The following is a 26,380-nucleotide window of genomic DNA, read 5'->3' as shown; positions in this document are numbered from 1 at the left end:
ATGAGCGGTGGGCTTCTCGTCGCCGGTACCACCTCCGACGCCGGCAAGAGCGTCGTGACCGCCGGGATCTGCCGGTGGCTGGTGCGCCAAGGCGTCAAGGTCGCGCCCTTCAAGGCGCAGAACATGTCCCTGAACTCCTTCGTGACGACGGAGGGGGCCGAGATCGGCCGGGCGCAGGCCATGCAGGCGCAGGCCTGCCGCATCGAGCCGACCGCGCTGATGAACCCGGTGCTGCTCAAGCCCGGTGGCGAGCAGAGCAGCCAGGTCGTGCTGCTGGGCAAGCCGGTCGGGGAGATGAGCGCGCGTGGCTACCACGGTGGCCGGCAGCAGCGGCTGCTCGGGACGGTGCTGGACTGTCTGGAGCAGTTGCGGGGCACGTATGACGCGGTGATCTGTGAGGGTGCCGGTTCTCCCGCCGAGATCAATCTGCGGCGGACGGACATCGTGAACATGGGGATCGCCCGGAACGCCGGGCTGCCCGTGCTCGTCGTCGGCGACATCGACCGGGGAGGGGTGTTCGCCTCGTTCTTCGGGACGGTGGCGCTGCTGTCGCCCGAGGACCAGGCCTGTGTAGCCGGGTTCCTCGTCAACAAGTTCCGCGGGGACGTCTCCCTGCTGGAGCCGGGTCTGGACATGCTGCACGGCCTCACGGGGCGCAAGACGTACGGCGTGCTGCCGTTCCGGCACGGGCTCGGGATCGACGAGGAGGACGGCCTCAGGGTCTCCCTGCGGGGGGCGGTGCGGGAGTCCGTCGTCGCGCCGCCGGTCGGCGAGGACGTGCTGCGCGTCGCGGTCTGCGCCGTGCCGCTGATGTCCAACTTCACCGACGTGGACGCGCTGGCCGCCGAACCGGGCGTCGTGGTGCGGTTCGTGGACCGGCCGGAGGAACTGGCCGACGCCGACCTCGTCGTCGTGCCCGGCACCCGCGGCACGGTCCGCGCGCTGGACTGGCTGCGGGAGCGCGGGCTCGCCGACGCCCTGGTCCGCAGGGCCGCCGAACAGCGGCCCGTGCTCGGTATCTGCGGCGGCTTCCAGATCCTCGGCGAGCACATCGAGGACGACGTGGAGAGCCGCAGGGGGCACGTCGACGGGCTCGGGATCCTGCCCGTGCGGGTGCGGTTCGCCCGCGAGAAGACCCTCACCAGACCGGCCGGCGAGGCCCTCGGGGAACACGTCGAGGGCTACGAGATCCACCACGGGGTCGCCGACGTCGTCGGCGGACAACCCTTCCTGGACGGCTGCCGGGTCGGCCAGACCTGGGGCACGCACTGGCACGGTTCGCTGGAGTCGGACGGCTTCCGGCGGGCCTTCCTGCGCGAGGTGGCGGCCGCCGCGGGCCGCCGCTTCGTGCCCGCGCCGGACACCTCGTTCGCCGCGCTGCGCGAGGAGCAGCTCGACCGGCTCGGCGACCTGATCGAACAGCACGCGGACACCGACGCGCTGTGGCGGCTCATCGAGTCCGGCGCGCCGCAAGGACTGCCCTTCATTCCACCGGGAGCACCCGCATGAGCACTGTGTTGTTGTTGTCGACCGCCGACACGGACCTGCTGGCGGCCCGGGCCGCCTCCGGTGCCGACTACCGGATCGGCAACCCGACCCGCGTGGACGTCCGGGAGGAGCTGCCGGCCCTGCTGGACGGGGCGTCCGTCGCCGTGGTCCGGCTGCTCGGCGGCAAGCGGGCCTGGGAGGACGGACTCGCCGCGCTGAAGGCCTCCGGCATCCCGACCGTGCTGCTCGGCGGTGAGACCGTGCCGGACGCGGAGCTGATGGCCGAGTCGTCCGTCCCGGCCGGTGTCGTCGCGGAGGCGCTGCGGTACCTCGTGGAGGGCGGGCCGGACAACCTCACCGAGCTCGCCCGCTTCCTCTCGGACACCGTGCTGCTGACGGGCGAGGGGTTCGACGAGCCGCGGAAGATGCCCGAGTACGGCGTCCACGGCGAGCGCGCCCGTGTGGAGGGCCGGCCGACCGTCGGCGTGCTCTTCTACCGGGCGCACGAACTGAGCGGCAACACCGCCTTCGTCGACACCCTGTGCGACGCCATCGAGGCGCGCGGCGCCAACGCGCTGCCCGTGTACTGCGGTTCGTTGCGCGGTGCGGACGCGGGCCTGTACGAGATCCTCGGGCAGGCGGACACCCTGGTCGCCACCGTCCTCGCCGCGGGCGGCACCCACGCCTCGCAGGCGTCGGCGGGCGGCGACGAGGAGGCCTGGGACATCGGCGCGCTCGCCGAGCTGGACATCCCCGTGCTGCAGGGCCTGTGCCTGACGTCCTCGCGGCAGGCCTGGGCCGACTCGGACGCCGCCCTGTCCCCCATGGACGCCGCGATGCAGGTGGCCATCCCGGAGTTCGACGGGCGGCTGATCACCGTGCCGTTCTCCTTCAAGGAGCAGGGCCCCGACGACGTGCCCGTCTACGTCGCCGACCCGGAGCGTGCGGGGCGCGTCGCCGGCATCGCCGTACGGCACGCGCGGTTGCGGCACAAGGAGAACGCCGAGAAGAAGCTGGCGCTGGTCTTCACCGCCTACCCGACCAAGCACTCGCGGGTCGGCAACGCGGTCGGGCTGGACACCCCGGCGTCGGCGGTGCGGGTGCTGGACGCGCTGCGGGACGCCGGGTACGTCGTCGAGGGGCATCCGGACGAGGGTGACGAGCTGATCCACCGGCTCATCAACGCCGGTGGGCACGACGTGGAGTGGCTGACGGAGGAGCAGCTGGCCGCCGCGCCCGCGCGGGTGCCGCTGGCGGACTACCGGGCGTGGTTCGAGAAGCTCGACCCGGAGCTGAAGGACGCCATGACCGAGGCGTGGGGCGAGCCGCCGGGCAGTCTCTACGTCGACGGCGACGACATCGTGCTGGCGTCCCTGCAGTTCGGGAACGTCGTCGTGATGATCCAGCCGCCGCGCGGCTTCGGCGAGAACCCGATCGCGATCTACCACGACCCGGACATGCCGCCGTCCCACCACTACATGGCGGCCTACAGGTGGCTGGAGAACAGTTTCGGCGCCGACGCCATCGTGCACATGGGCAAGCACGGCACCATGGAGTGGCTGCCCGGCAAGGGCCTCGGGCTCAGCGGGGGCTGCGCCCCGGACGCGGTCCTCGGGGACCTGCCGCTGATCTACCCGTTCATCGTCAACGACCCGGGCGAGGGCACCCAGGCCAAACGGCGCGGGCACGCCACGGTCGTCGACCACCTCGTGCCGCCGATGGCCCGCGCCGACACCTATGGCGACCTGGCCAAGCTGGAGCAGCTCCTCGACGAGTACGCCCTCGTCTCCGACCTGGACCCGGCGAAGGCCCCGACCGTGCGCGCCCAGATCTGGACGCTGGTCAAGGCGGCCGAGCTCCACCACGACCTGCACGTCGACGAGCAGCCGGACGACGCGGAGTTCGACGAGTTCGTCATGCACATCGACGGCTATCTGTGCGAGATCAAGGACGTGCAGATCCGCGACGGACTGCACATCCTGGGCGGCGGTCCGGTCGGTGAGCCGCGCGTCAACCTGGTGCTGGCCGTGCTGCGCGCCTCGCAGGTGTGGGGCGGTCAGGCCAACGCGCTGCCGGGCCTGAGGGCGTCGCTGGCGCGGCACTTCGGGCTGGTGGAGAAGGAGCTGCTGGCCGAGCCGGGCGCTCCGGTGAAGGTGCCGGTGGAGCTGACGGACCTGGTGGACGGCCCGGCCCGCAGCGCCGCCGACGCGATCGACCTGCTGGAGCAGCTGTGCCGGCGGATCGCCGAGGGCATGGAGGAGCGCGGCTGGGCGGTTGCCGAGAGCGCGCCGCTGGTCCGGGAGGTCCTCGGCACCGAACTCCCCGACGCGGTCGCCGTGCTGGAGTTCGCCTGCACCGAGGTCGTGCCCCGGCTGGAGAAGACCACCGATGAGATCGGGCACATCCTGCGGGCGCTGAGGGGCGGTTACGTCCCGGCAGGGCCCTCCGGTTCGCCGACCCGCGGGCTGGTCAACGTCCTGCCGACGGGCCGCAACTTCTACTCCGTCGACCCCAAGGCCATTCCGTCCCGGCTGAGCTGGGAGGTCGGGCAGTCGCTCGCGGACTCGCTGGTGCAGCGGTATCTGCAGGACACCGGCGAGTACCCGACGTCCGTCGGCCTGACGGTGTGGGGCACCTCGGCGATGCGCACCCAGGGCGACGACATCGCCGAGATCCTGGCGCTGCTGGGCTGCCGACCGGTGTGGGACGACGCCTCGCGGCGTGTGACCGGGTTCGAGGTGGTCCCGCTGGCGGAGCTCGGCCGGCCGCGCATCGACGTCACGGTCCGCATCTCGGGCTTCTTCCGGGACGCGTTCCCGCACGTCGTGGGGCTGATCGACGACGCGGTGCGCACGGTGGCCGAGCTGGACGAGCCGGCCGAGTCCAACTACGTCCGGGCCCACGCCGACCAGGACACGGCCGAGCACGGCGACCGCCGCCGGGCCACGGCCCGCATCTTCGGCTCCAAGCCGGGGGCGTACGGGGCGGGTCTGCTGCCGCTGATCGACGCCCGCAACTGGCGCTCCGACGCGGACCTCGCCGAGGTGTACGCGGTGTGGGGCGGCTACGCCTACGGGCGGGGGCTCGACGGGCGGGCCGCGCGCGGGGACATGGAGACGGCGTTCAAGCGGATCGCCGTCGCCGCGAAGAACGTCGACACCCGTGAGCACGACCTGGTCGACGCCGACGACTACTTCCAGTACCACGGCGGCATGGTCGCCATGGTGCGGCACCTCACGGGCGAGAGCCCCGAGGCGTACGTCGGCGACTCGGCCACCCCCGACCAGGTGAAGACCCGCACGCTCGGCGAGGAGACGCACCGTGTGTTCCGGGCCCGGGTGGTCAACCCGCGCTGGATGGCGGCCATGCGGCGGCACGGCTACAAGGGCGCCTTCGAGATGGCGGCGACCGTGGACTACCTGTTCGGGTACGACGCCACGGCCGGGGTCGTGGACGACTGGATGTACGAGAAGCTCAGCGCCGAGTACGTCTTCGACCCGGAGAACCGGGACTTCATGAAGAAGTCCAACCCCTGGGCGCTGCGCGGCATCACCGAGCGGCTGCTGGAGGCCGCCGACCGCGGACTGTGGGCCGAGCCGGACGCGGAGACGCTGGAGCGCCTGCGCGCGACCTATCTGGAACTCGAAGGCGACTTGGAGGGCGACGACAAGTGACCACCCCCTTTCCGTTCACGGCCGTCGTCGGTCAGGACGACCTGCGGCTCGCGCTGCTGCTGAACGCGGTGTCCCCGGCGGTCGGCGGTGTGCTGGTGCGCGGCGAGAAGGGCACGGCCAAGTCGACGGCGGTGCGTGCGCTGTCGGCGCTGCTGCCCGAGGTGCCGGTCGTCCCCGGCTGCCGTTTCTCGTGCGACCCCGCCTCCCCCGACCCGGGGTGCCCGGACGGGCCCCACGAGACCGGCGGCGGTGCCGAGCGGCCCGCCCGCATGGTCGAACTGCCCGTCGGCGCCTCCGAGGACCGGCTCGTGGGCGCGCTGGACATCGAGCGGGCCCTGTCGGAGGGCGTGAAGGCCTTCGAGCCGGGCCTGCTGGCCGACGCGCACCGCGGGATCCTCTACGTCGACGAGGTCAACCTCCTCCACGACCATCTGGTCGACCTGCTGCTGGACGCGGCCGCGATGGGCGCCTCGTACGTCGAGCGCGAGGGCGTCTCCGTACGGCACGCCGCCCGTTTCCTGCTGGTGGGCACCATGAACCCCGAGGAGGGCGAGCTGCGGCCGCAGTTGCTCGACCGGTTCGGGCTGACCGTCGAGGTCGCGGCCTCGCGGGAGCCGGACCAGCGGGTGGAGGTCGTCAAGCGGCGACTGGCCTACGACGACGACCCGGCCGCCTTCGCCGCGCGCTGGGCCGACGACGAGGCCGACGTACGGGCGCGGATCGTCGCCGCGCGGGAGCTGCTGCCGTCCGTGCGGCTGGGCGACGGGGCGCTGCGGCAGATCGCGGCGACCTGCGCGGCGTTCGAGGTGGACGGCATGCGCGCCGACATCGTGATGGCGCGGACCGCCACCGCGCTGGCCGCCTGGGCCGGGCGCACGGACGTACTCGCGGAGGACGTCCGGCAGGCGGCGCTGCTCGCGCTGCCGCACCGGCGGCGGCGCAACCCCTTCGACGCGCCGGGGCTTGACGAGGACAAGCTCGACGAGACCCTGGAGGAGTTCGGCGGCTCGGACGACGACGATCCGGATCCGGACCCCGGCCCGGACGGGCCCGGCGGGGGCGGCGGACAGCCGGAACCCGACGACGCGCCCCAGGGCGACGGCGACACCGCGGCCCGGCCCGAGGCCGGCGAGGGCGGTCAGCCGCAGCCGTCGGGCGCCGGCGAGCAGTCGGCCGTACGGGCGTCGGAGCCGTTCCGCACCAAGGTGCTGAGCGTGCCCGGGATCGGCGAAGGTGCCGCCGGGCGGCGTTCGCGGGCGCGGACCGAGCACGGCCGGACGACCGGGGCCCGGCGGCCGCGGGGCGCGCTCACCAGGCTGCACCTGGCGGCGACCGTGCAGGCGGCGGCACCGCACCAGCGGGCCCGCGGCCGGTCCGGGCCGGGCCTGGTGGTGCGCCGGGACGATCTGCGGCAGGCCACCCGCGAGGGGCGCGAGGGCAATCTCGTGCTGTTCGTCGTGGACGCCTCCGGGTCGATGGCGGCACGGCAGCGCATGAGCGCCGTGAAGGGCGCCGTGCTGTCGCTGCTGCTGGACGCCTACCAGCGGCGCGACAAGGTGGGTCTGGTGACCTTCCGCGGCACGGACGCGGAGGTGGCGCTGCCGCCGACCTCGTCGGTGGACGCGGCGGCGGCCCGGCTGGAGACGCTGCCGACCGGCGGGCGTACGCCGCTCGCGGCGGGACTGCTGCGGGCGCACGACGTGCTGCGCGTGGAACGGCTGCGCGATCCGGCGCGGCGGCCGCTGGTCGTGCTGGTCACGGACGGGCGCGCCACCGGGGGCCCCGAGCCGGTCGCCCTGGCCGGGCGTGCGGCGCGGCTGTTCGCGGCCGACGGTCTCGCCTCGGTCGTCGTGGACTGCGAGTCGGGGCCGGTGCGGCTCGGGCTCGCCGGGCAGCTCGCGGGTGAACTGGGCGGTACCGCCGTGACATTGGACGAGCTGCGTGCGGACAGCATCGCCGGGCTCGTGAAGGACGTGCAGAGGAGGGCCGCGTAATGCCGCAGGGACAGCCGAGTGTGGTGCCGGACGACGGACTGACGACCCGGCAGCGCCGGAACCGGCCGCTGGTCGTCGTCCACACGGGCGTCGGCAAGGGCAAGTCCACCGCCGCCTTCGGTCTCGCGCTGCGGGCCTGGAACCAGGGCTGGCCGATCGGGGTGTTCCAGTTCGTCAAGTCGGCGAAGTGGAAAGTCGGCGAGGAGAACGCGCTGCGGGTGCTGGGCGCCTCAGGCGAGGGCGGGTCCGTCGACTGGCACAAGATGGGCGAGGGCTGGTCGTGGGTGCAGCGCGATCAGCAGATGGACAACGAGGAGAAGGCCCGGGAGGGCTGGGAGCAGGTCAAGCGGGACCTGGCTGCCGAGACGTACAAGCTGTACGTGCTCGACGAGTTCGCCTACCCGATGCACTGGGGCTGGGTCGACACGGACGAGGTGATCTCCGTGCTGCGGGACCGGCCCGGGACCCAGCACGTCGTCATCACCGGGCGGAACGCGCCCGGGAAGCTCGTGGACTTCGCCGACCTCGTGACCGACATGTCGAAGGTCAAGCACCCCATGGACGCGGGCCAGAAGGGCCAGAGGGGCATCGAGTGGTGAGTGCTTCCGTCCCACGGCTGGTCGTCGCCGCGCCCTCCTCGGGCAGCGGCAAGACCACCGTTGCCACGGGGTTGATGGCCGCGTTCGCCGCGCGGGGGCTCGCCGTGTCCCCGCACAAGGTCGGACCGGACTACATCGACCCCGGGTACCACGCGCTCGCGACCGGGCGGGTGGGACGGAACCTCGACGCCTACCTGTGCGGGCCCGAGCTGGTCGGGCCGCTGTTCCTGCACGGGGCGCGAGGGTGTGACATCGCCGTCGTCGAGGGTGTGATGGGGCTGTACGACGGGGCCGCGGGCGAGGGGGAACTCGCGTCCACCGCTCATGTCGCGAAGCTGCTCGGGGCGCCGGTGGTGCTGGTCGTGGACGCGTCGTCGCAGTCCCGGTCGGTGGCGGCGCTGGTGCACGGGTTCGCTTCCTGGGACCCGGAGGTGCGGGTCGGAGGCGTGATCCTGAACAAGGTCGCCTCCGACCGGCACGAGGAGTTGCTGCGGGAGGCGTTGGAGCAGGCGGGGGTGCCGGTGCTGGGGGTGTTGCGGCGGGCTGCCCAGGTGGCTACGCCGTCACGGCATCTCGGGCTTGTTCCTGTCGCCGAACGGCAGGAAGCGGCGGTCGAGGCGGTTGCCGCGATGGCTGCGCAGGTCTTGGACGGGTGTGACCTGGAGGCGCTGGAGGCGCTGGCACGTGCAGCCGGTGCCGTGCCAGGGGGCTCCGCCCCTTGGACCCCCGCCTCGCCCACCCACCACCCGACACGGCCGGATGAAGCGGATCAGCAGCGTGCGCCCGTTGTCGCCGTCGCCGGTGGGGCCGCCTTCACCTTCTCCTACGCCGAACACACCGAACTGCTCGCCGCCGCCGGGGCCGAGGTCGTCACCTTCGACCCCCTGCGGGACGAGGAACTGCCCGAGGGGACCGCCGGGTTGGTGATCGGGGGCGGGTTCCCCGAGGTGTACGCCGCCGAGCTGTCCGCCAACCAACCCCTGCGCAAGGCCGTTGCGGAGCTGGCGGCGAGCGGCGCTCCCGTGGCCGCCGAGTGTGCCGGGCTGCTGTATCTGTGCCGGGAGCTGGACGGGCTGCCGATGTGCGGGGTGCTGGACGCCTCGGCACGGATGACCGAGCGGCTCACGCTGGGCTACCGGGACGCCGTGGCCGTGGACGACAGCGTGCTCGCGGCGGCCGGGACGCGGATGCGGGGGCACGAGTTCCACCGGACCGTCGTGGAGCCCGGCTCGGGGGCGCAGCCCGCCTGGGGAGTCCGCAATCCCCGGCCGCGGCTCGAAGGTTTTGTACAGCGCGGTGTGCACGCGAGTTATCTGCACACGCACTGGGCGTCCGAGCCCGGTGTCGCCCGTCGGTTCGTGGAGAGGTGCCGGACGTCATGAGCAGCAGGCTGATCGGGGTCGGGGTCGGGCCCGGGGATCCGGAACTGGTGACCGTCAAGGGCGTCAACGCCCTGCGGGAAGCCGAGGTCGTGGTGGTGCCCGTGATGGCCGCGCCCGACGGGAAGGACGGCGGGGAGCGTGGCAGGGCCGAGGCGACCGTGCTGCACTACGTGCCCGAGGAGAAGGTCGTCCGGGTCGTGTTCGCGCTGAACGAGCGCAGCGACCGGGCCCGGCGCGAGGCGGCCTGGGACGCGGCCGGCGAGCGGGTCGCCGACCTGCTGCGGCGGCACCCGTCGGTGGCCTTCGCGACCATCGGCGACCCCAACGTGTACTCGACGTTCACCTACCTCGCCCAGACCATCGCCGAGCTCGTGCCGGGGACCGTCGTCGAGACGGTGCCCGGCATCACCGCCATGCAGGACCTCGCCGCCCGGTCGGGTGCCGTGCTGACCGAGGGGACCGAGCCGCTCACGCTTGTGCCCGTCACCGCCGGGTCGGCCGTGCTCAAGGACGCGCTGGCGGGGCCCGGGACCGTGGTCGCCTACAAGTTCGGGCGGCAGGCGCACGAGGTCGCCGAGGCGCTGCGGGAGACCGGGCGGCTCGGGGACGCCGTGTGGGGCTCGGCGCTCGGCCTGCCGGAGGAGTCCGTACGCCGGGCCGCCGAGCTCGACGAGGCGCCCCTGCCCTACCTGTCGACGCTCATCGCACCCGCCCGGCGCGAGGGCGGGCGGGGCGGAAAGCTCTGACCCGCCCGTCCCCCGCCGACCCTCCCCCGTTCCACCCCCTGTACGAGAGGACCCATCCCATGGCCGACGCCCCCGCCGGCAAAGTGACCTTCGTCGGTGCCGGCCCCGGCGCCGCCGACCTGCTGACGTTCCGCGCCGCGCGCGCCATCGCCGAGGCCGACGTCGTGATCTGGGCGGCCAGCCTGGTCCAGGAGGAGGTCCTGGAGCACGCCCGCGAGGACGCGGAGATCCTCGACTCGGCGACCATGTCCCTGGAGGACGTCGTCGCCGTATACGAGCGGGCCCGCGGCGAGGGGCTGAAGGTGGCCAGGATCCATTCCGGCGACCCGGCCCTGTGGGGCGGCACGCAGGAGCAGGTCGACCGGTGTGCCGAGATCGGCATCGCGACCGAGATCGTGCCCGGGGTGTCCTCCTTCTCGGCCGTCGCGGCCCTCGCGCAGCGCGAGCTGACCATCCCGGAGGTCGCGCAGTCGGTCGTGCTGACCCGGCTCGGCGGCGGCAAGACGCCCATGCCGCCCGGCGAGGAGGTCCGGGAGTTCGCCAAGCACGGCACCACCATGGCGGTGTTCCTCTCCGCCGCCCGCAGCGGGCAGCTGGTGCGGGAGCTGCTGGAGGGCGGCTACCCGACGACGACGCCGGTCGTGGTGGCCTACCAGGCGACCTGGCCGGAGGAACTGGTCGTGAGGTGCACCATCGGCACGCTGGAGGAGACGGTCAAGGAACACAAGCTCTGGAAGCACACCCTGTTCCTGGTCGGCCCGGCGCTCGACGCGCACGGCACGCGCTCGCACCTGTACCACCCGGGTCACTTCCACGGCTACCGCAAGGCCGACCCGGAGGCCCGGCGGGCGCTGCGCGAGCGGGGGGCGAGTACGTGATCACGGTGGTCGGCACGGGGACGGGGGCGGCGCCTTGTGACGACGTCCTCGCCGGTGCCGGGCTGGTCGTGGGCGGGCGTCGGCATCTCGACGCCGTACGGCTGCCGGAGACGGCGGAGCGGGTCGTGCTCGGGCCTCTGGCGCCGGCCCTCGACACCATCGGCGAGTACGTCGGCAAGGACCGTCCGGTCGTGGTGCTGGCCTCCGGCGACCCCGGGTTCTTCGGGATCGTGCGGGTGCTGGCCGAGCGGTTCGGGCCGGGGCGGCTGGACGTGCGGCCCGGGGTGTCGTCCGTCGCGGCCGCGTTCGCGCGGATCGGGCTGCCGTGGGACGACGCCGTGGTGGTGAGCGCCCATGGGCGGGAGCTGCGGACGGCCGTCCACGTGTGCCGGGCGCAGCCGAAGACGGCCGTGCTGACCGGGCCGGGCGCGGGTCCGGCGGAGCTGGGTGCCGCGCTGCGGGACGCCGCGCGGGTGCTGGTCGTGGCCTCCGGGCTCGGCTCGGACGCGGAGCGCGTGGAGCGGGTGACGCCCGCCGAGGCCGCCGCCCGGGACTGGGGTACGGCGGTGAACGTGGTGCTGTGCCTGGACGAGGCGCGGGCGCTCGGCCCCGTGCGGACGGTCGCGGGGCCCGGGGAGCGGCCGGCCGGCTGGGCCCTGGAGGAGGCGGAGTTCGCCCACCGGGACTCGATGATCACCAAGTTCGAGGTGCGCGCGCTGGCCCTGGCCCGGCTGGGGCCGCGCCCGGGTGACCTGGTGTGGGACGTGGGCGCGGGCTCGGGGTCCGTGGCCGTGGAGTGCGCGCGGCTGGGTGCGGCCGTGACCGCGGTGGAGAAGACCCCCGACGGGGTGGAGCGGGTCCGTGCCAACGCCGCCGCGCACGGTGTGGACGTGCACGTGGTGCGCGGCGCGGCACCGGACGCGCTGACGGAACTCGCCGAGGAACCCGACGCCGTGTTCGTGGGGGGCGGCGGGCGTGAACTGCCCGCGATCGTCGCCGCGTGCGCGCGGCGTGCCCGGCGCACGGTGGTCGTCGCCATGGCGGCGCTCGACCGGGTGCCGGCCGCACGCGAGGCCCTGACGAGCGCCGGTCTCACCTGCGACGGCGTGCTGCTGCAGTCGTCGCGGCTCGCGCCGCTGCCCGGGGACGTGACCCGGCTCGCGGCGACCAACCCCGTTTTCCTGCTGTGGGGCGTCCGGCCTCCGGCAGCCATCGAAGAAGGAGTCGCTCAGTGATCGGCCTCATTTCCGCCACGGCGGCGGGAGCGGCGGCGCGGGACCGGCTGGCCGCCGCGTGGCCGGACCGCACCCGTGTGTACGAAGGTCCCGTCGGGGACGCCGTACGGACCGCGTTCGCGCAGTGCGAGCAGCTCGTGTGCTTCCTGGCGACGGGGGCGGTGGTGCGGCTGGTGGCGCCGCTGCTGTCCGGCAAGACCGAGGACCCGGGCGTGGTGTGCGTCGACGAGAGCGGGCGGTTCGCCGTGTCCCTGCTGGGCGGGCACGCGGGCGGCGCCAACGAACTGGCCCGCGCGGTGGGCGAGGTGCTGGGTGCGGAGCCGGTGGTGACGACGGCCACGGACGCCGTGGACCTGCCCGGCCTGGACACCCTCGGCCTGCCCGTGGAGGGCGATGTCGCCGGGGTGTCGCGGGCGCTGCTGGACGGCGAGGCGGTGGCGCTGCGGGCCGAGGTGGCCTGGCCGCTGCCGCCGCTGCCGGTGACGGACGAGGGGGCGTACACGATCCGGCTCACCGACCGGCTCGTGGCGGCGGCCGAGCGCGAGGTCGTGCTGCGTCCGCCCACGCTGGTCGTCGGCGTCGGGGCGTCCAAGGGCGCCCCCACGGAGGAGGTCCTCGGGCTGGTCGAGGACGTCCTGCGGGAGGCCGGGCTGTCCGGAGCCTCCGTCGCCGAACTCGCCACCGTCGACGCCAAGGCCGAGGAGACCGGCATCGTCGAGGCCGCGCGGCGGCTCGGGGTGCCCCTGGTGACGTACTCCGCCGAGGAGCTGGCCGGGGTGGACGTGCCCAACCCGTCCGACGCGCCGCTGGCCGCCGTCGGCACCCCGTCCGTGGCGGAGGCGGCCGCGCTCGTGGGCGGGGGCGAACTGCTCGTCCCCAAGCGGAAGTCGGCCGCGAGCCCGGCCATGGCGACCTGTGCCGTAGTACGGCGGCCGGGGCGCGGGCGGCTCGCGGTGGTCGGGCTCGGGCCCGGTGCCCGGGACCTGCTGACGCCGCGCGCACAGGCCGAACTGCGGCGCGCTTCCGTGCTCGTGGGGCTCGACCAGTACGTCGACCAGATCCGTGATCTGCTGCGGCCCGGCACCCGGATCCTGGAGTCGGGGCTGGGCGCCGAGGAGGAACGGGCGCGCACGGCGGTCGAGGAGGCCCGCAAGGGGCAGGCCGTCGCGCTGATCGGCAGCGGCGACGCGGGCGTCTACGCCATGGCCTCCCCCGCCCTGGCCGAGGCCTCCGACGACATCGACGTGGTCGGTGTGCCCGGCGTGACGGCGGCGCTCGCGGCCGGTGCCATCCTGGGCGCCCCGCTGGGCCACGACCACGTGTCGATCAGCCTGTCCGACCTGCACACGCCGTGGGAGGTCATCGAGCGGCGGGTGCGGGCGGCGGCCGAGGCGGACATCGTGGTCACCTTCTACAACCCCCGTTCGCGCGGCCGCGACTGGCAGCTCCCCAAGGCGCTGGGCATCCTCGCCGAGCACCGGGCCCCGGGGACGCCGGTCGGTGTCGTGCGCAACGCCTCACGGCCGGACGAGTCCAGCCGGCTCACCACACTGGGCGCCCTCGACCCGGCGACGGTCGACATGATGACGGTCGTGACCGTGGGCAACACCGCGACCCGGGACATCGCGGGGCGCATGGTGACGCCGCGCGGCTACCGCTGGCAGACCGCGCAGGAGGGGGCCGAGTGAACCGCGTCGTCCATCCCATCGAGGTGGAGTCCTACCGGCGCCTGCGCGCCCGGCTGGACACCTCGCACTTCCCGCCGCTGACCCGTGCGGTCGTCGAGCGCGTCATCCACTCCGCCGCCGACCTCGACTACGCCACGGACCTCGTCATGGACGAGGCGGCCCTGGAGAAGGCGCACGCGGCGCTGCACGCCGGGGCGCCCGTGGTCGTGGACGTGGAGATGGTCGGCGCCGGGATCACCCGGCGCGAGACGGTCTGCCGCCTGAAGGACGCCGAGTCCGGGCCCGGTCTGACCCGGTCCGCGCACGCCATCCGGCTCGCCCACGAGCAGGTCGGCCCCGGCGCCCTCTGGGTGATCGGCAACGCGCCGACCGCGCTGGAGGAGCTGCTGACGCTCGACGCCGACCCCGCGCTCGTCATCGGACTGCCCGTCGGCTTCGTCGGCGCCGTCGAGTCGAAGGCCGCGCTGCGCGAGAGCGGACTGCCCGCCGTGAGCAACGTGTCCGAGAAGGGCGGGTCGGCGGTCGCCGCCGCCGCGCTCAACGCCCTGCTGTACCACCCCACTTCCGCCGAGGAGAAACTGTGACCACCCCGCCCGCCCTGCTCATCGCCGGCCACGGCACCCGGGACGACGCCGGAGCCGAGGCGTTCCGCGACTTCGTACGGCGGCTGGGGGCCCGCCACCCCGAACTGCCCGTCGCGGGCGGCTTCATCGAGCTGTCCCCGCCGCCCCTGGGCGAGGCCGTCACCGAACTCGTCGAGCAGGGCGTACGGCGCTTCGCCGCCGTCCCGCTGATGCTGGTGTCCGCCGGGCACGCCAAGGGCGACATCCCGGCGGCCCTGGCCCGCGAGAAGGAGCGGCACCCGGGCATCTCCTACACCTACGGGCGTCCGCTCGGCCCGCACCCGGCGCTGCTGAACGTGCTGGAGCGGCGGCTGGACGAGGCCCTGGGGTCCGCGGGCCGCACGCCGGGTGACCGTTCCGACGTGACGGTGCTGCTGGTGGGGCGCGGCTCCACGGACCCGGACGCCAACGCCGAGGTGCACAAGGCGGCCCGGCTGCTGTGGGAGGGGCGCGGCTACGCGGGCGTGGAGACGGCGTTCGTGTCGCTGGCGGCACCGGACGTGCCGAGCGGTCTTGACCGCTGTGTGCGGCTGGGCGCCCGCCGGATCGTGGTCCTGCCCTACTTCCTGTTCACGGGCATCCTGCCGGACCGGGTGCGGCACCAGACGGAGGGCTGGGCGGCCGCGCACCCGGAGGTCGAGGTGCTGTCGGCCGACGTCATCGGGCCGGAGCCGGAGCTGCTGGACCTGGTGTGGGAGCGGTACGAGGAGGCCGTCAAGGGCGATCTGCGGATGAACTGCGACTCGTGCGTGTACCGCATCGCGCTGCCGGGCTTCGAGGACAAGGTGGGCATGCCGCAGCAGCCGCACTTCCACCCGGACGACGACGACCACCACCACGGTCACGGCCACGGGCACCACCACGGTGCTCACTCGCATGCGCACTGAGAGCGGGCACGATCTGCGTCACCACGGGGACGCGGAGGTCCGCGACGACGGCGGTTCGCTCGTCGACCTCGCCGTGAACGTCCGCGCGGACACGCCGCCCGCCTGGCTGCGGGAGCACATCGCCGCGTCCGTGGGCGGGTTGGCGGCCTACCCGGACGGGCGGGCCGCGCGGGCTGCGGTGGCCGCGCGGCACGGGCTGCCGGTGGAGCGGGTGCTGCTGACGGCGGGCGCGGCGGAGGCGTTCGTGCTGCTGGCGCGGGCGCTGAAGGTGCGGCGGCCGGTCGTCGTGCACCCGCAGTTCACGGAGCCGGAGGCGGCGCTGCGGGACGCCGGGCACACGGTCGGCCGGGTGCTGCTGCGTGAGGAGGACGGCTTCCGGCTCGACCCGGCGGCCGTCCCCGAGGACGCGGACCTCGTGGTGATCGGCAACCCCACGAACCCGACGTCGGTGCTGCACCCTGCGGACGCGATCGCCTCACTCGCCCGGCCCGGGCGGGTGCTGGTGGTGGACGAGGCGTTCATGGACGCCGTGCCGGGCGAGCGCGAGGCCCTGGCCGGGCGGGTCGACGTGCCGGGCCTCGTGGTGCTGCGCAGCCTGACCAAGACGTGGGGGCTGGCCGGGCTGCGGATCGGATACGTGCTGGCGGCGCCGGAGACGATCGAGGACCTCCAGCGGGCGCAGCCGCTGTGGCCGGTGTCGACGCCGGCGCTGGCCGCGGCCGAGGCGTGCGTGGGGCCGCGGGCGGTGGCGGAGGCGGCCCACGCGGCGCACCGCGTCGCCGCGGACCGCGCCCATCTGCTGACCGGCCTCGCCCGTTTCGCCCCGGCCGGGCTGCGGGTCGCCGGGCCCGCCGAGGGTCCCTTCGTCCTGATCCGCCTGCCCCGGGCGGCCACCGTCCGCCGACGGCTGCGCGATCTCGGCTGGGCGGTGCGCCGCGGGGACACGTTCCCCGGCCTGGACGAGGAGTGGCTGCGGCTGGCGGTACGGGACCGCAGGACGACCGACGGGTTCCTGGAGGCACTGGGGCGGGCGCTGGAGGATTGAGCTCGCCTCCCACCCCCTGCCTGCGGGGGGGTCAGCCGCGTCGGCGGGCCAGGACCAGCGCTCCCCCGCCCGCCGCGAGCAGGGCGATCGCGCCGGCCACGAGGTACGGCGTCGTCGAGCCGCCGCCGGTCTCGGCCAGGCCGGCCTCGGCGGGCTCTCCCTGCGGCTTGACGTCGGCCGGTGCGGCGGAGGGCTCGGCCGGGGGCCGTGCGGCGGGCTCGGCCTTCGGCGTGCGGCAGGTCGCCTCGGCCAGGGTGAGCGTGCCGTCGACCTCGGCCACGTTCAGCTTCGACGGGTTGAGGGACACCGTGAGTTCGAGGGCTGTGGCGGCGGCGTCCCGGGTGGTGGTCCGGGTCCGGGCGAGGTCCAGCCGCACCTCGCCGACGCCCGGCACCTCGATGTCCGTCGGTCCGCCGGCGGTCAGGGCCACCCGCTTGCCCAGCACGGTCACCGAGCCGGGCAGACCGGTCGTGGCGGCCGGCATCTCGCCGACCGCGCAGGTGGCCTTGGCGGTGACCTGGTCGACCTCGATGACCGACAGCAGCGGCAGCCCGGGGACGTGCAAACGGGCGTGGGCCAGGGTGCTGCTGCCCTCGGCCTCGGTGGCGGACGTCGTGGCTCTCGCCTCGGCCACCTTCGCGCTGAGCACGTTGAAGGGCCGGCCGCCGTCCACCGCGTCGAGAGTGGCCGTCAGTGAGGTCCTGTCCGCGCTGCGCGGCGCCCGGACGTCGTTGAGGGAGACGGCGAGGGGGACGTTCACCGACTTGTTCAGCAGGGAGACGTCCAGGCCGGTGCGCAGCACGACGGCGCTCGCGCGACCGTGGTCGCCGGTGGCGTGCGCCGGGCTCACGCCGGTCAGGGCCACGGGCCCGGCGGCGAGGGCCGTGGCGGTCGCCACGGTCGCCAGACGGCGGGCGGGCATGCGGAAGGAAGGGCTGTTCACGGTGGGGACTCCAGGGGAGACAGGCTCGGGACCCGGAAAGAATCGCCGCGCCGCGCACGCGACGTCAGCGATCTGACGCCGCTTCACTCCAACGTGGAGGGCCCGTGAATCCATTCGATTCCAGCGGCACAGGCGTTCCCCGCCGTCATCCCCGGGAGGGGCGGCTCCGCGATCGCCGCCCGGGCACGGGCCCTACCCGACCACGCGCCCGTTCAGCACCACCCGGCGCGGTGACGTCAGCACCCGTACGTCGGCCCGTGGGTCCTCGTCGTAGACGACGAGGTCGGCCGGGGCGCCCTCGTCCAGGCCGGGGCGGCCGAGCCAGGTGCGGGCGGTCCAGGTGCCCGCGGCGAGGGCCTCGACGGGCGGGATCCCCGCGGTGACGAGCTCGCCCACCTCGGCCGCGGCCAGACCGTGGGCGAGGCCGCCGCCGGCGTCGGTGCCGACGAAGACCTGGATACCGGCGTCGTAGGCGTTGCGCACGGTGTCGTAGCGGCGTTCGTGGAGCCGTCGCATATGGGCCGACCAGCGGGGGAACTTGCTCTCGCCGCCGTCGGCGAGCTGCGGGAAGGTCGCGATGTTGACCAGGGTCGGGACGATGGCGACGCCGCGCCGCGCGAACAGCGGGATGAGGTCCTCGGTGAGGCCGGTGGCGTGCTCGATGCAGTCGATGCCCGCCTCGACGAGGTCCTGGAGGGAGTCCTCCGAGAAGCAGTGCGCGGTCACGCGCGCTCCCAGCCGGTGGGCTTCGGCGATCGCCGCCTCGACGGCCCCACGGGGCCAGCAGGCCGAGAGGTCGCCGAGGTCGCGGTCGATCCAGTCGCCGACCAGCTTGACCCAGCCGTCGCCGCGGCGGGCCTCCTGGGCGACGTAGGCGACCAGATCCTCCGGCTCGATCTCCCAGGCGTAGTTGCGGATGTACCGGCGGGTGCGGGCGATGTGCCGTCCGGCGCGGATGATCTTCGGCAGGTCCTCGCGGTCGTCGATCCAGCGGGTGTCGGAGGGCGAACCGGCGTCGCGGATGAGCAGGGTGCCCGCGTCCCGGTCGGTCAGGGCCTGCTTCTCGGCCACGTCCGCGGGGACCGGGCCGTGCCGGTCGAGTCCGACGTGGCAGTGCGCGTCGACGAGGCCGGGCAGGGCCCAGCCGACGACCGTGCGGATGTCGCGGGCCCCGGCGGGACGGTCGTAGGAGACGCGGCCGTCGACCACCCACAGCTCGTCCCGGACGTCCTCCGGCCCGACGAGCACCCGCCCCTTCACGTGCAGCACCACCTGATCGCTCATGCACCGCACCTTAATCAGCCGGCCGCGGCACATCGACGGGGGCCGGTGCGCACGGCACTCGCCGCGCGGCGGGCCGGGGGCGGCCGGTTACCCTCGATGCGGCCGAACCTGCTGTGAGTGAAGAGAGCATTGCCGTGACGCATCCGTTTCTGGACCTGGCGCCGCTCGGCGCGGACCGCTTCGCCGCGATCGAGGACCGTGTGGCGCGGCTGCTGAGCACCGGGCAGGACGTCGTGATCATGCAGGGCGAGGCGCTGCTGCCGCTGGAGGGCGCCATCCGTGCCACGGCCGGTCCGGGCACGACGGCGCTGAACGTCATCACGGGACCGTACGGCCAGACCTTCGGCGACTGGCTGCGGGACTGCGGGGCGACGGTGATCGACCTGGCGGTGCCCTTCCACACGGCGGTCACGGCCGAGCAGATCCGGCAGGCCTTCGCCGAGCACCCGGAGATCGACTTCGTGTCCCTGGTGCACGCGGAGGCGGCGACGGGCAACACCAACCCGGTCGCGGAGATCGGCGAGGTCGTGCGGGCGCACGGGGCGCTGTTCTACCTGGACGCCGTGGCGTCGATCGGGGCCGAGCCGGTGCTGCCGGACGCGTGGGGTGTGGACCTGTGCGTGATCGGGGCGCAGAAGGCGATGGGGGGTCCGGCGGGGGTCTCGGCGGTGTCGGTGAGCGAGCGGGCCTGGGCGCGGATGGCGGCCAACCCGAAGGCGCCGCGCCGGTCGTACCTGTCGCTCCTCGACTGGAAGGAGCGCTGGATCGACGGCGGCCGCAAGGCGCTGCTGCACGCGCCGGCGCAGCTGGAGATGCTGGCGCTGGAGGCCTGCGTGGAGCGGATCGAGGCGGCCGGTCTCGACGCGGTGATGGCCCGGCACGCCTCCGCCGCGGCGGCCACCCGGGCCGGGTCGGTCGCGCTCGGCGGCGGTCTGGAGCCGTACGTGTACGAGGCGCGGGACGCGGCGCCCGTCGCCACGACGCTGCGGGCGCCGTCCCAGGTGGTGGCGTCGGAGCTGGTACGGCGGGCGCTGGAGGCGGACCCGGCGGTGCCGCTGGCCGCCGGCGGGGGTGCCCTGGCCAAGGAGATGATCCGGGTCAACCACTACGGCGCGGACGCGACGCCGGGGGCGGTGCGGGCGAGTCTGGCGGCCCTGGGCGCCGCGCTGTCCGAGCAGGGGCTGCCGGTGGATGTGCAGGGCGCGCTGCGCGCCGCCGAGGAGGCGTGGCGGTAGCCGTCGGCCCGGTCGCACCCGGGGCACCGTTGTCGGTGCCCCGTGCCATGCTCCCCGTATGACCACCAACACACCGTCCGACACCCCTGTCCTCCCCGACGGCCGCCCCGTCCCCCGCCTCACGGGCGACGAGCGGGCCATGCTCGAGAGCTGGCTGGACTTCCACCGGGCCACGCTGGAGCTGAAGTGCGCGGGGCTGGACGACACACAGGTGCGGATCGCCGCGGCCGAGCCGTCGTCACTGACCCTGCTCGGGCTGGTGCAGCACCTTGCCGAGGTCGAGCGGAACTGGTTCCAGCGGGTGGCGTGCGGACTCGACGTGCCGCCGGTGTACGAGGACGCGACCGGCTATGCGCTGGATCCGGCGCGCGGGCCGGACGAGGCGCTCGGGATCTGGCGGCGGGAGATCGCGCGGGGGCGGCAGCTGTGCGCCGGGCTGCCGCTGGACCACGTCGGGCGGGTGGCCGAGGGGCCGGTGCCCGGGATGGAGGTCAGCCTGCGCTGGGTGCTCATCCACATGATCGAGGAGTACGCGCGGCACAACGGCCACGCCGATCTCCTGCGGGAGCGCATCGACGGAGTGACCGGGGCCTGAATTGCACGTGCATTCCGTGAGACCCCATATGTAAGCTGGCACACAATTAAGAATTCCCTCAAGAAAAGCTTCCCGTATTCTTCTGCCCGCTTTTCCCAGTCCTAAACGCGCAGATTTTGAGGACACTCGGAGGGGAAATTCTGGCAGGTTTCGCGCGGCTTACACGGCTGTGACGCGTTACACACTGTGACCGCTTTGCCCGGTATTACCCGGGCAATATCGGGCAATCCACCCCCTCTATGCATGATCCCTCGCGCTCGCGCGATAACACAGACGAGGGCCATATGTAACCCCGATCGGCGATGCAATTTTGAATTTCGCTGGGTAAGTTCAATTTGCATGACCGCCGTACAAGCAGATCCGCAAATCGACCGCCCCACCGTGGCCGACGGAGCCGCACTCTGGCGGATGGCGAAGGACTCGAAGGTTCTCGACCTGAACTCGTCCTACAGCTATCTGCTGTGGTGCCGGGACTTCGCCGCCACCTCGGCCGTCGCCCGTGACGAGCAGGGCGAGCCGATGGGTTTCATCACCGGGTACGTGCGGCCGGACAGCCCGCGCACCCTGCTGGTCTGGCAGGTGGCGGTGGACGAGGCCCACCGCGGGCGCGGACTGGCAGCCGCGCTGCTCGACGGCCTGGTCGCGCGGACCGTGGCCGACCTCGGGGTGACGACGGTGGAGACCACCATCACCCCGGACAACACCGCCTCGGAGCGCCTGTTCACGTCGTTCGCCGAGCGTCACGGCGCGCGGCTGGAGCGCGAGGTGCTGTTCGAGACGGCCGTGTTCCCCGACGGGCCGCACGACCCCGAGGTCCTGTACCGCATCGGCCCGCTGCCCCACTGAGACTTCCCTCCCCACCCCACTCCCGTCCCACAGACTTCCCCCACGCACCGAGGAGCGATTCGCCGTGACCATCACCCAGCCCGACCTGAGCGTCTTCGAGACCGTCGAGTCCGAGGTGCGCAGCTACTGCCGCGGCTGGCCCACCGTCTTCGACCGTGCGGTGGGCAGCCGCATGTACGACGAGGACGGCCATGAGTACCTCGACTTCTTCGCCGGAGCCGGGTCACTGAACTACGGGCACAACAACCCGGTCCTGAAACGCGCGCTGATCGACTACCTGGAGCGCGACGGCGTCACGCACGGGCTCGACATGTCGACCACGGCCAAGCGCACGTTCCTGGAGGCCTTCCAGAACCTGCTGCTGCGCCCGCGCGACCTGCCGTACAAGGTCATGTTCCCCGGCCCGACCGGCACCAACGCCGTGGAGTCCGCGCTGAAGCTGGCGCGGAAGGTGAAGGGCCGCGAGGCGATCGTGTCGTTCACCAACGCCTTCCACGGCATGTCGCTGGGCTCGCTGGCCGTGACCGGCAACGCCTTCAAGCGGGCCGGCGCCGGCATCCCGCTGGTGCACGGCACGCCCATGCCGTTCGACAACTACTTCGACGGCACGGTCGAGGACTTCCTGTGGTTCGAGCGGCTGCTGGAGGACCAGGGGTCCGGGCTGAACAAGCCGGCCGCCGTGATCGTCGAGACCGTGCAGGGCGAGGGCGGCATCAACGTGGCCCGGCCCGAGTGGCTGCGCGCCCTGTCCGAGCTGTGCGAACGGCAGGACATGCTGCTGATCGTCGACGACATCCAGATGGGCTGCGGTCGCACCGGCGCGTTCTTCTCCTTCGAAGAGGCGGGCATCACGCCCGACATCGTCACCGTCTCCAAGTCGATCAGCGGCTACGGCCTGCCCATGTCGCTGTGCCTGTTCAAGCCCGAGCTCGACATCTGGGAGCCCGGCGAGCACAACGGCACCTTCCGCGGCAACAACCCCGCGTTCGTCACGGCCACCGCGGCCCTGGAGACCTACTGGGCCGACGGCTCCGCGATGGAGAAGCAGACCCGCAAGCGCGGCGAGCAGGTCGAGCAGGCGATGATCTCCATCACCGAGGAGAACCTGGCCGACGTGAAGGAGTACCGCGGCCGCGGCCTGGTGTGGGGCCTGGAGTTCCACGACAAGGCCCGCGCCGGCAAGGTCGCCAAGCGCGCCTTCGAGCTCGGACTGCTCATCGAGACGTCCGGCCCGGAGAGCGAGGTCGTGAAGCTGCTCCCGGCGCTCACCATCACGCCCGAGGAGCTGGACGAGGGCCTGAGCACGCTGGCCCGCGCCGTCCGCGAGACCGCCTGACACCGAACCGAGCACCACTCACCTAGGAGGCATCGCAGCACCGTGATTGTCCGTTCGTTCAAGGAGATCGAAGGTACCGACCGGCACGTGAAGGCGGCGTCCGGTACGTGGGAGAGCAAGCGCATCGTCCTCGCCAAGGAGAAAGTCGGTTTCTCCCTGCACGAGACGGTCCTCTACGCGGGTACGGAGACGTCGATGTGGTACGCGAACCACATCGAGGCCGTCGTCTGCGTGGAGGGCGAGGCCGAGCTGACCGACCACGAGACCGGGCTGACGCACACGATCACGCCCGGCACGATGTACCTCCTGGACGGGCACGAGAGGCACACGCTGCGGGTCAAGCAGGACTTCCGCTGCCTCTGCGTGTTCAACCCGCCCGTGACCGGACGGGAGGACCACGACGAGAACGGCGTCTACCCGCTGCTCACCGAGGAGGTGTGACGTTTCCATGACCGCCACCACCGACACCACCACCGGTATCCCGGACCTCTATCCCAGTCGCGGTGCCGCCGAGGCACTGACCCCGCGCCAGGACCCGGTCGTCTGGGGCGCACCCGACGCCCCGGGCCCGATCGTCCCGGCCGACCTGCTCTCCTTCGAGCGCGACGGCTTCCTGGCCATCGACGAGCTCATCAGCGACGACGAGGTCGCCGTCTACCGGAACGAGCTGAACCGGCTGGTGAACGACCCGGACATGCGGGCCGACGAGCGGTCGATCGTCGAGCCGAAGTCCAAGGAGATCCGCACGGTCTTCGAGGTGCACAAGATCAGCGAGGTGTTCGCCCGGCTGGTCCGCGACGAGCGGGTGGTCGGACGGGCGCGGCAGATCCTCGGCTCGGACGTGTACGTCCACCAGTCGCGGATCAACGTCAAGCCGGGGTTCGGCGCCAGTGGCTTCTACTGGCACTCGGACTTCGAGACGTGGCACGCCGAGGACGGTCTGCCGCGGATGCGCACGGTGTCGGTCTCGATCGCGCTGACCGAGAACTACGACACCAACGGCGGACTCATGATCATGCCGGGGTCGCACAAGACGTTCCTCGGGTGTGCGGGTGAGACGCCGAAGGACAACTACAAGAAGTCGCTGCAGATGCAGGACGCGGGCACGCCGTCGGACGAGGCGCTGACGCAGATGGCCGCGCAGCACGGCATCAAGCTGTTCACCGGCAAGGCCGGTTCGGCGACCTGGTTCGACTGCAACGCCATGCACGGTTCGGGCGACAACATCACGCCGTTCCCGCGCAGCAACGTGTTCATCGTGTTCAACAGCGTGGAGAACACGGCGGTGGAACCGTTCGCGGCCCCGGTCCGGCGCCCGGAGTTCATTGGGGCGCGGGACTTCACGCCGGTGCGGTGACCGTCGTCAGCGGTTGCCGCTGACGTGACCGCCTCGGCGGTCGGATGACTGCGTGACAGAGCTACCGGGTGGGGCCTCCTCGTGTGGGACGGGAGGCCCCGCCCGGTTCTGTCATGCCGCGAGCACCCGCAGGAGCCGGTCCACGTCCGCGGGCGTGTTGTAGAGGTGGAACGCGGCCCGCAGGTTCCCGGACCGGTCGGACACCTCGATGCCCTGGCGGCTCAGTTCGCCCTGCCGGTGGCCGAGCCCCGGCACCGACACGATCGCCGAGCCGGGCGAGGCGATCGGCTCGTGACCCAGCTCCGCGAGCCCCGCACGGAAGCGGTCGGCGAGGCCGACGTCGTGGGCGTGCACGACGTCGACGCCGATCTCCTCCAGCAGTTCCAGGGAGGCGCGCAGTCCCGCGTAGCTGAAGAGGGCGGGGCTGACGTCGAAGCGCCGCGCGGAGTGGGCTAGTTCCTCGACGGGGCCGTAGCAGCTGTCCCAGGGCCGTTCCCCGGCGACCCAGCCGGCGAGCAGCGGGGTGAGCCCGCCGAAGTCCCGCGGGGCGACGAAGAACGCGGCTCCGTGCGGGCCGAAGAGCCACTTGAATCCGACGGAAGCGACGTAATCGTCGGCGTCGGCCTCCAGCGGCAGCCAGCCGGCCGACTGGGAGGCGTCGACGTAGGTGCGGGCGCCGTGCGCCCGGGCCGCCTCGCGTACCGCGGGCAGGTCGGCGAGACGGCCGTCGGCGGACTGGGCGGCGCTGACCGCGACGAGCGCGGTGCCGGGTCGGACGGACTCGGCGAGCCTCTCCAGGGGCACGGCACGCACCTTGAGGTCGCCGCGGGCGTGGAACGGGTTCACCAGGGAGGAGAAGTCGGCCTCCGCCGTGAGGACCTCGGAGCCGGCGGGCAGCGAGGCGGCGATCAGCCCGCCGTACTCGGCGACCGACGCACCGGTCGCGACCCGCTCGGCCGGAACGCCGGCCAGCCGGGCGAAGGACGCGCGGGCCGCCTCCACGTCCTCGTACAGGGGACCCAGGGGCATGCCCTCGGCACGCATCCGCACCGCCTGCTGTACGGCGCCGACGGTACGGGCGGGCAGAAGCCCGTTGCTCGCGGTGTTGAGGTAGGTGTTCTTCGGGGTGAACTCGGCACGGACGAGGTTCTCGAAGGTCTCCATGGAACCACTCTGCGTCCCCTGGATCTCCCCGTCCATTGCCGATTCCTGCGTGATGTCGCTAAGGAACGCTTATGGATGCGCTCCGAGCTGGCCTTTTCAGTGCTGGGGCACAGCGCAGCCGTCCGGGCCACAGGCGTCCGCGTCCTCGCCGCCGTCGACGATCGTCAGGGGCGCGTGCTCGCCGTACGCCTGGGTCAGGGCCCGGGAGAAGACCTCGGCGGGCTGGGCGCCGGAGACGCCGTACTTCCGGTCGAGCACGAAGAACGGCACGCCGTTCGCCCCGAGCCGCGCGGCCTCGCGCTCGTCGGCGCGGACCTCGTCGGCGTACGCGTCCGGGTCGGCGAGCACCGCGCGCACGGCCTCCGCGTCCAGGCCGGCGGCCGCGGCGAGCTCCACGAGCCGCTCGTCGTCGTTGAAGACGGAGCGCTCCTCGGCGAAGTTGGCCCGGTAGAGCAGGTCGAGCAGCTGCGCCTGGCGGCCCTCCTCCTTGGCGAGGTGAAGCAGGCGGTGCATGTCGAAGGTGCTGCCGTGATCCCGGCCGCGGGTGCGGTAGTCGAGGCCTTCGGCGGCGGCCTGGGACCCGAGGTTGTCCTCTCCGGCCTCGGCCTGCGCGGCACTCATCCCGTACTTCCTGGTGAGCATCGTGATCACGGGCTGGATGTCGTCCTTGGCGCGGCCGGGGTCCAGCTCGAAGGAGCGGTGCACCACCTCGACGTCGTCGCGGTGCGGGAAGTCCCGCAGCGCCTTGTCGAAGCGGGCCTTGCCCACGTAGCACCAGGGGCAGGCGATGTCGCTCCAGATCTCGACGCGCATGTCTCGGCTCTCTCCAGGTCGTACCGTGCGGAGACTCCCTCCGCCGGATCGATGAACGTTCAATCAGTGGCGTTCATTCCCCGGGGACGACGAACCGCATCCGCAGATGGTGATCCCCCGGCCCGACCGGCTCCGGGATCCATCCCTGCCGCCGGTAGAACCCCTGGGCCCGGGCGTTGCCGACGTGCACGTCGAGCACGGCCGTACGCCTGCCGTCGGCCTGCCACTCCTCTACACACGCAGCGTGCAGCGCGCTGCCGGCTCCGAGGCGCCAGTGGCCGGGGTCGACATGGAACTGGAAGAGCTTCACCGTCTCCGCCGGGGCGTCCTCGGGGGTGCGGAAGGAGGCCAGGCCGATGAGGCGGCCCGCCTCCGCCACGCACAGCACCCGCCCGTCCGGCCGGGTGAGGGCACCGCGCCAGGCCTCGGTCCAGTCGGTGCCGTCCCGCGGCACCCCGTCGGGGTAGTACGTCGCCCGGGCCCGCGCGTGCAGCGCGACGACGTCCGCCAGCTCGGCGGGCAGGACGGTACGGATCACACGGCCTGGCGTCACTCGGTCCCTGATCAT

The 26,380-nt window shown here is 73.2% G+C and carries 23 protein-coding genes; 18 read left to right on the top strand and 5 right to left on the bottom strand.

Going from position 1 to position 26,380, the window contains the following annotated elements; genetic code table 11:
* From ADK65_RS15690 to cobC, 12 genes are read left to right on the top strand one after another with little or no spacing between them, the layout of a single operon-like run.
* Positions 1 to 1,509, top strand: coding sequence for a cobyric acid synthase (locus ADK65_RS15690; protein ID WP_053670755.1), 1,509 nt, complete (start codon positions 1 to 3; stop codon positions 1,507 to 1,509).
* The gene (gene cobN, locus ADK65_RS15685; protein WP_053670754.1) at positions 1,506 to 5,162 is read left to right on the top strand and encodes a cobaltochelatase subunit CobN; all 3,657 of its coding nucleotides are present in this window, start codon (positions 1,506 to 1,508) and stop codon (positions 5,160 to 5,162) included. Before ADK65_RS15690 ends, cobN begins: the two co-directional genes overlap by 4 nt.
* On the top strand, positions 5,159 to 7,156 hold the full coding sequence (locus ADK65_RS15680; protein WP_053670753.1) for a putative cobaltochelatase: 1,998 nt from the start codon (positions 5,159 to 5,161) through the stop codon (positions 7,154 to 7,156). Before cobN ends, ADK65_RS15680 begins: the two co-directional genes overlap by 4 nt.
* Positions 7,156 to 7,755 (top strand): cob(I)yrinic acid a,c-diamide adenosyltransferase, encoded by a 600-nt coding sequence (gene cobO, locus ADK65_RS15675; RefSeq protein ID WP_053670752.1) that lies wholly within the window; start codon positions 7,156 to 7,158, stop codon positions 7,753 to 7,755. Before ADK65_RS15680 ends, cobO begins: the two co-directional genes overlap by 1 nt.
* Positions 7,752 to 9,137 carry a cobyrinate a,c-diamide synthase gene (locus tag ADK65_RS15670; protein WP_053670803.1) on the top strand — a complete coding sequence of 462 codons (1,386 nt, stop codon included), beginning with the start codon at positions 7,752 to 7,754 and terminating at the stop codon, positions 9,135 to 9,137. Before cobO ends, ADK65_RS15670 begins: the two co-directional genes overlap by 4 nt.
* The gene (cobI, locus tag ADK65_RS15665; RefSeq protein WP_053670802.1) at positions 9,134 to 9,883 is read left to right on the top strand and encodes a precorrin-2 C(20)-methyltransferase; all 750 of its coding nucleotides are present in this window, start codon (positions 9,134 to 9,136) and stop codon (positions 9,881 to 9,883) included. The genes ADK65_RS15670 and cobI overlap by 4 nt, the downstream gene beginning before the upstream one ends.
* A gap of 59 nt (positions 9,884 to 9,942) precedes the next feature.
* The gene (gene cobM / locus ADK65_RS15660; RefSeq protein ID WP_053670751.1) at positions 9,943 to 10,761 is read left to right on the top strand and encodes a precorrin-4 C(11)-methyltransferase; all 819 of its coding nucleotides are present in this window, start codon (positions 9,943 to 9,945) and stop codon (positions 10,759 to 10,761) included.
* Positions 10,758 to 11,996, top strand: coding sequence for a bifunctional cobalt-precorrin-7 (C(5))-methyltransferase/cobalt-precorrin-6B (C(15))-methyltransferase (locus ADK65_RS15655; protein WP_053670750.1), 1,239 nt, complete (start codon positions 10,758 to 10,760; stop codon positions 11,994 to 11,996). Before cobM ends, ADK65_RS15655 begins: the two co-directional genes overlap by 4 nt.
* Positions 11,993 to 13,684 (top strand): precorrin-3B C(17)-methyltransferase, encoded by a 1,692-nt coding sequence (gene cobJ, locus ADK65_RS15650; RefSeq protein ID WP_053670749.1) that lies wholly within the window; start codon positions 11,993 to 11,995, stop codon positions 13,682 to 13,684. Before ADK65_RS15655 ends, cobJ begins: the two co-directional genes overlap by 4 nt.
* Positions 13,681 to 14,268 carry a precorrin-8X methylmutase gene (locus ADK65_RS15645; protein ID WP_053670748.1) on the top strand — a complete coding sequence of 196 codons (588 nt, stop codon included), beginning with the start codon at positions 13,681 to 13,683 and terminating at the stop codon, positions 14,266 to 14,268. Before cobJ ends, ADK65_RS15645 begins: the two co-directional genes overlap by 4 nt.
* Positions 14,265 to 15,194, top strand: coding sequence for a sirohydrochlorin chelatase (locus ADK65_RS15640; RefSeq protein ID WP_053670747.1), 930 nt, complete (start codon positions 14,265 to 14,267; stop codon positions 15,192 to 15,194). Before ADK65_RS15645 ends, ADK65_RS15640 begins: the two co-directional genes overlap by 4 nt.
* A complete protein-coding gene (cobC, locus tag ADK65_RS15635) occupies positions 15,184 to 16,239 on the top strand; it encodes an Rv2231c family pyridoxal phosphate-dependent protein CobC (RefSeq protein ID WP_053670746.1) in 1,056 nt (351 codons plus the stop codon). The genes ADK65_RS15640 and cobC overlap by 11 nt, the downstream gene beginning before the upstream one ends.
* Before the next feature lie 31 nt (positions 16,240 to 16,270).
* Here cobC and ADK65_RS15630 read toward each other — a convergent pair whose 3' ends face one another.
* Positions 16,271 to 17,182, bottom strand: coding sequence for an SCO1860 family LAETG-anchored protein (locus ADK65_RS15630; protein ID WP_053670745.1), 912 nt, complete (start codon positions 17,180 to 17,182; stop codon positions 16,271 to 16,273).
* A gap of 192 nt (positions 17,183 to 17,374) precedes the next feature.
* Positions 17,375 to 18,466: an amidohydrolase family protein gene (locus ADK65_RS15625; protein ID WP_053670744.1), complete on the bottom strand. Its 1,092-nt coding sequence runs from the start codon at positions 18,464 to 18,466 to the stop codon at positions 17,375 to 17,377.
* 134 nt (positions 18,467 to 18,600) lie between these two features.
* On the opposite strand from ADK65_RS15625, the gene ADK65_RS15620 reads away from it, so the two are divergent.
* From ADK65_RS15620 to thpD, 6 genes are all read left to right on the top strand, one after another.
* Positions 18,601 to 19,701: a pyridoxal-phosphate-dependent aminotransferase family protein gene (locus ADK65_RS15620; RefSeq protein ID WP_053670743.1), complete on the top strand. Its 1,101-nt coding sequence runs from the start codon at positions 18,601 to 18,603 to the stop codon at positions 19,699 to 19,701.
* Positions 19,702 to 19,759: 58 nt separating this feature from the next.
* Positions 19,760 to 20,296, top strand: coding sequence for a DinB family protein (locus ADK65_RS15615; protein WP_053670742.1), 537 nt, complete (start codon positions 19,760 to 19,762; stop codon positions 20,294 to 20,296).
* 339 nt (positions 20,297 to 20,635) lie between these two features.
* The gene (gene ectA / locus ADK65_RS15610) at positions 20,636 to 21,142 is read left to right on the top strand and encodes a diaminobutyrate acetyltransferase (RefSeq protein ID WP_053670741.1); all 507 of its coding nucleotides are present in this window, start codon (positions 20,636 to 20,638) and stop codon (positions 21,140 to 21,142) included.
* 64 nt (positions 21,143 to 21,206) lie between these two features.
* Positions 21,207 to 22,478, top strand: a complete 1,272-nt coding sequence (gene ectB, locus ADK65_RS15605) for a diaminobutyrate--2-oxoglutarate transaminase (RefSeq protein WP_053670740.1) — start codon at positions 21,207 to 21,209, stop codon at positions 22,476 to 22,478.
* A 42-nt stretch (positions 22,479 to 22,520) separates the two neighbouring features.
* Positions 22,521 to 22,919 (top strand): ectoine synthase, encoded by a 399-nt coding sequence (locus tag ADK65_RS15600; RefSeq protein WP_053670739.1) that lies wholly within the window; start codon positions 22,521 to 22,523, stop codon positions 22,917 to 22,919.
* A gap of 7 nt (positions 22,920 to 22,926) precedes the next feature.
* Positions 22,927 to 23,835 carry an ectoine hydroxylase gene (thpD, locus tag ADK65_RS15595; RefSeq protein ID WP_053670738.1) on the top strand — a complete coding sequence of 303 codons (909 nt, stop codon included), beginning with the start codon at positions 22,927 to 22,929 and terminating at the stop codon, positions 23,833 to 23,835.
* Positions 23,836 to 23,946: 111 nt separating this feature from the next.
* On the opposite strand, the gene ADK65_RS15590 is transcribed toward thpD, so the two are convergent.
* From ADK65_RS15590 to ADK65_RS15580, 3 genes are all read right to left on the bottom strand, one after another.
* Positions 23,947 to 24,999 (bottom strand): aminotransferase class V-fold PLP-dependent enzyme, encoded by a 1,053-nt coding sequence (locus ADK65_RS15590; RefSeq protein ID WP_078955989.1) that lies wholly within the window; start codon positions 24,997 to 24,999, stop codon positions 23,947 to 23,949.
* A 96-nt stretch (positions 25,000 to 25,095) separates the two neighbouring features.
* Complete coding sequence (locus tag ADK65_RS15585) at positions 25,096 to 25,812, bottom strand: DsbA family oxidoreductase (protein WP_053670736.1); 717 nt, start codon at positions 25,810 to 25,812, stop codon at positions 25,096 to 25,098.
* A 73-nt stretch (positions 25,813 to 25,885) separates the two neighbouring features.
* A complete protein-coding gene (locus tag ADK65_RS15580) occupies positions 25,886 to 26,380 on the bottom strand; it encodes a GNAT family N-acetyltransferase (protein ID WP_199825640.1) in 495 nt (164 codons plus the stop codon).

Source organism: Streptomyces sp. NRRL B-1140, from assembly GCF_001280065.1.
In the GTDB taxonomy this organism is placed as follows: Bacteria; Actinomycetota; Actinomycetes; order Streptomycetales; family Streptomycetaceae; genus Streptomyces.
Note: the sequence above shows the minus strand (reverse complement) of the source record. Positions and strands in the feature narration are given on the sequence as shown.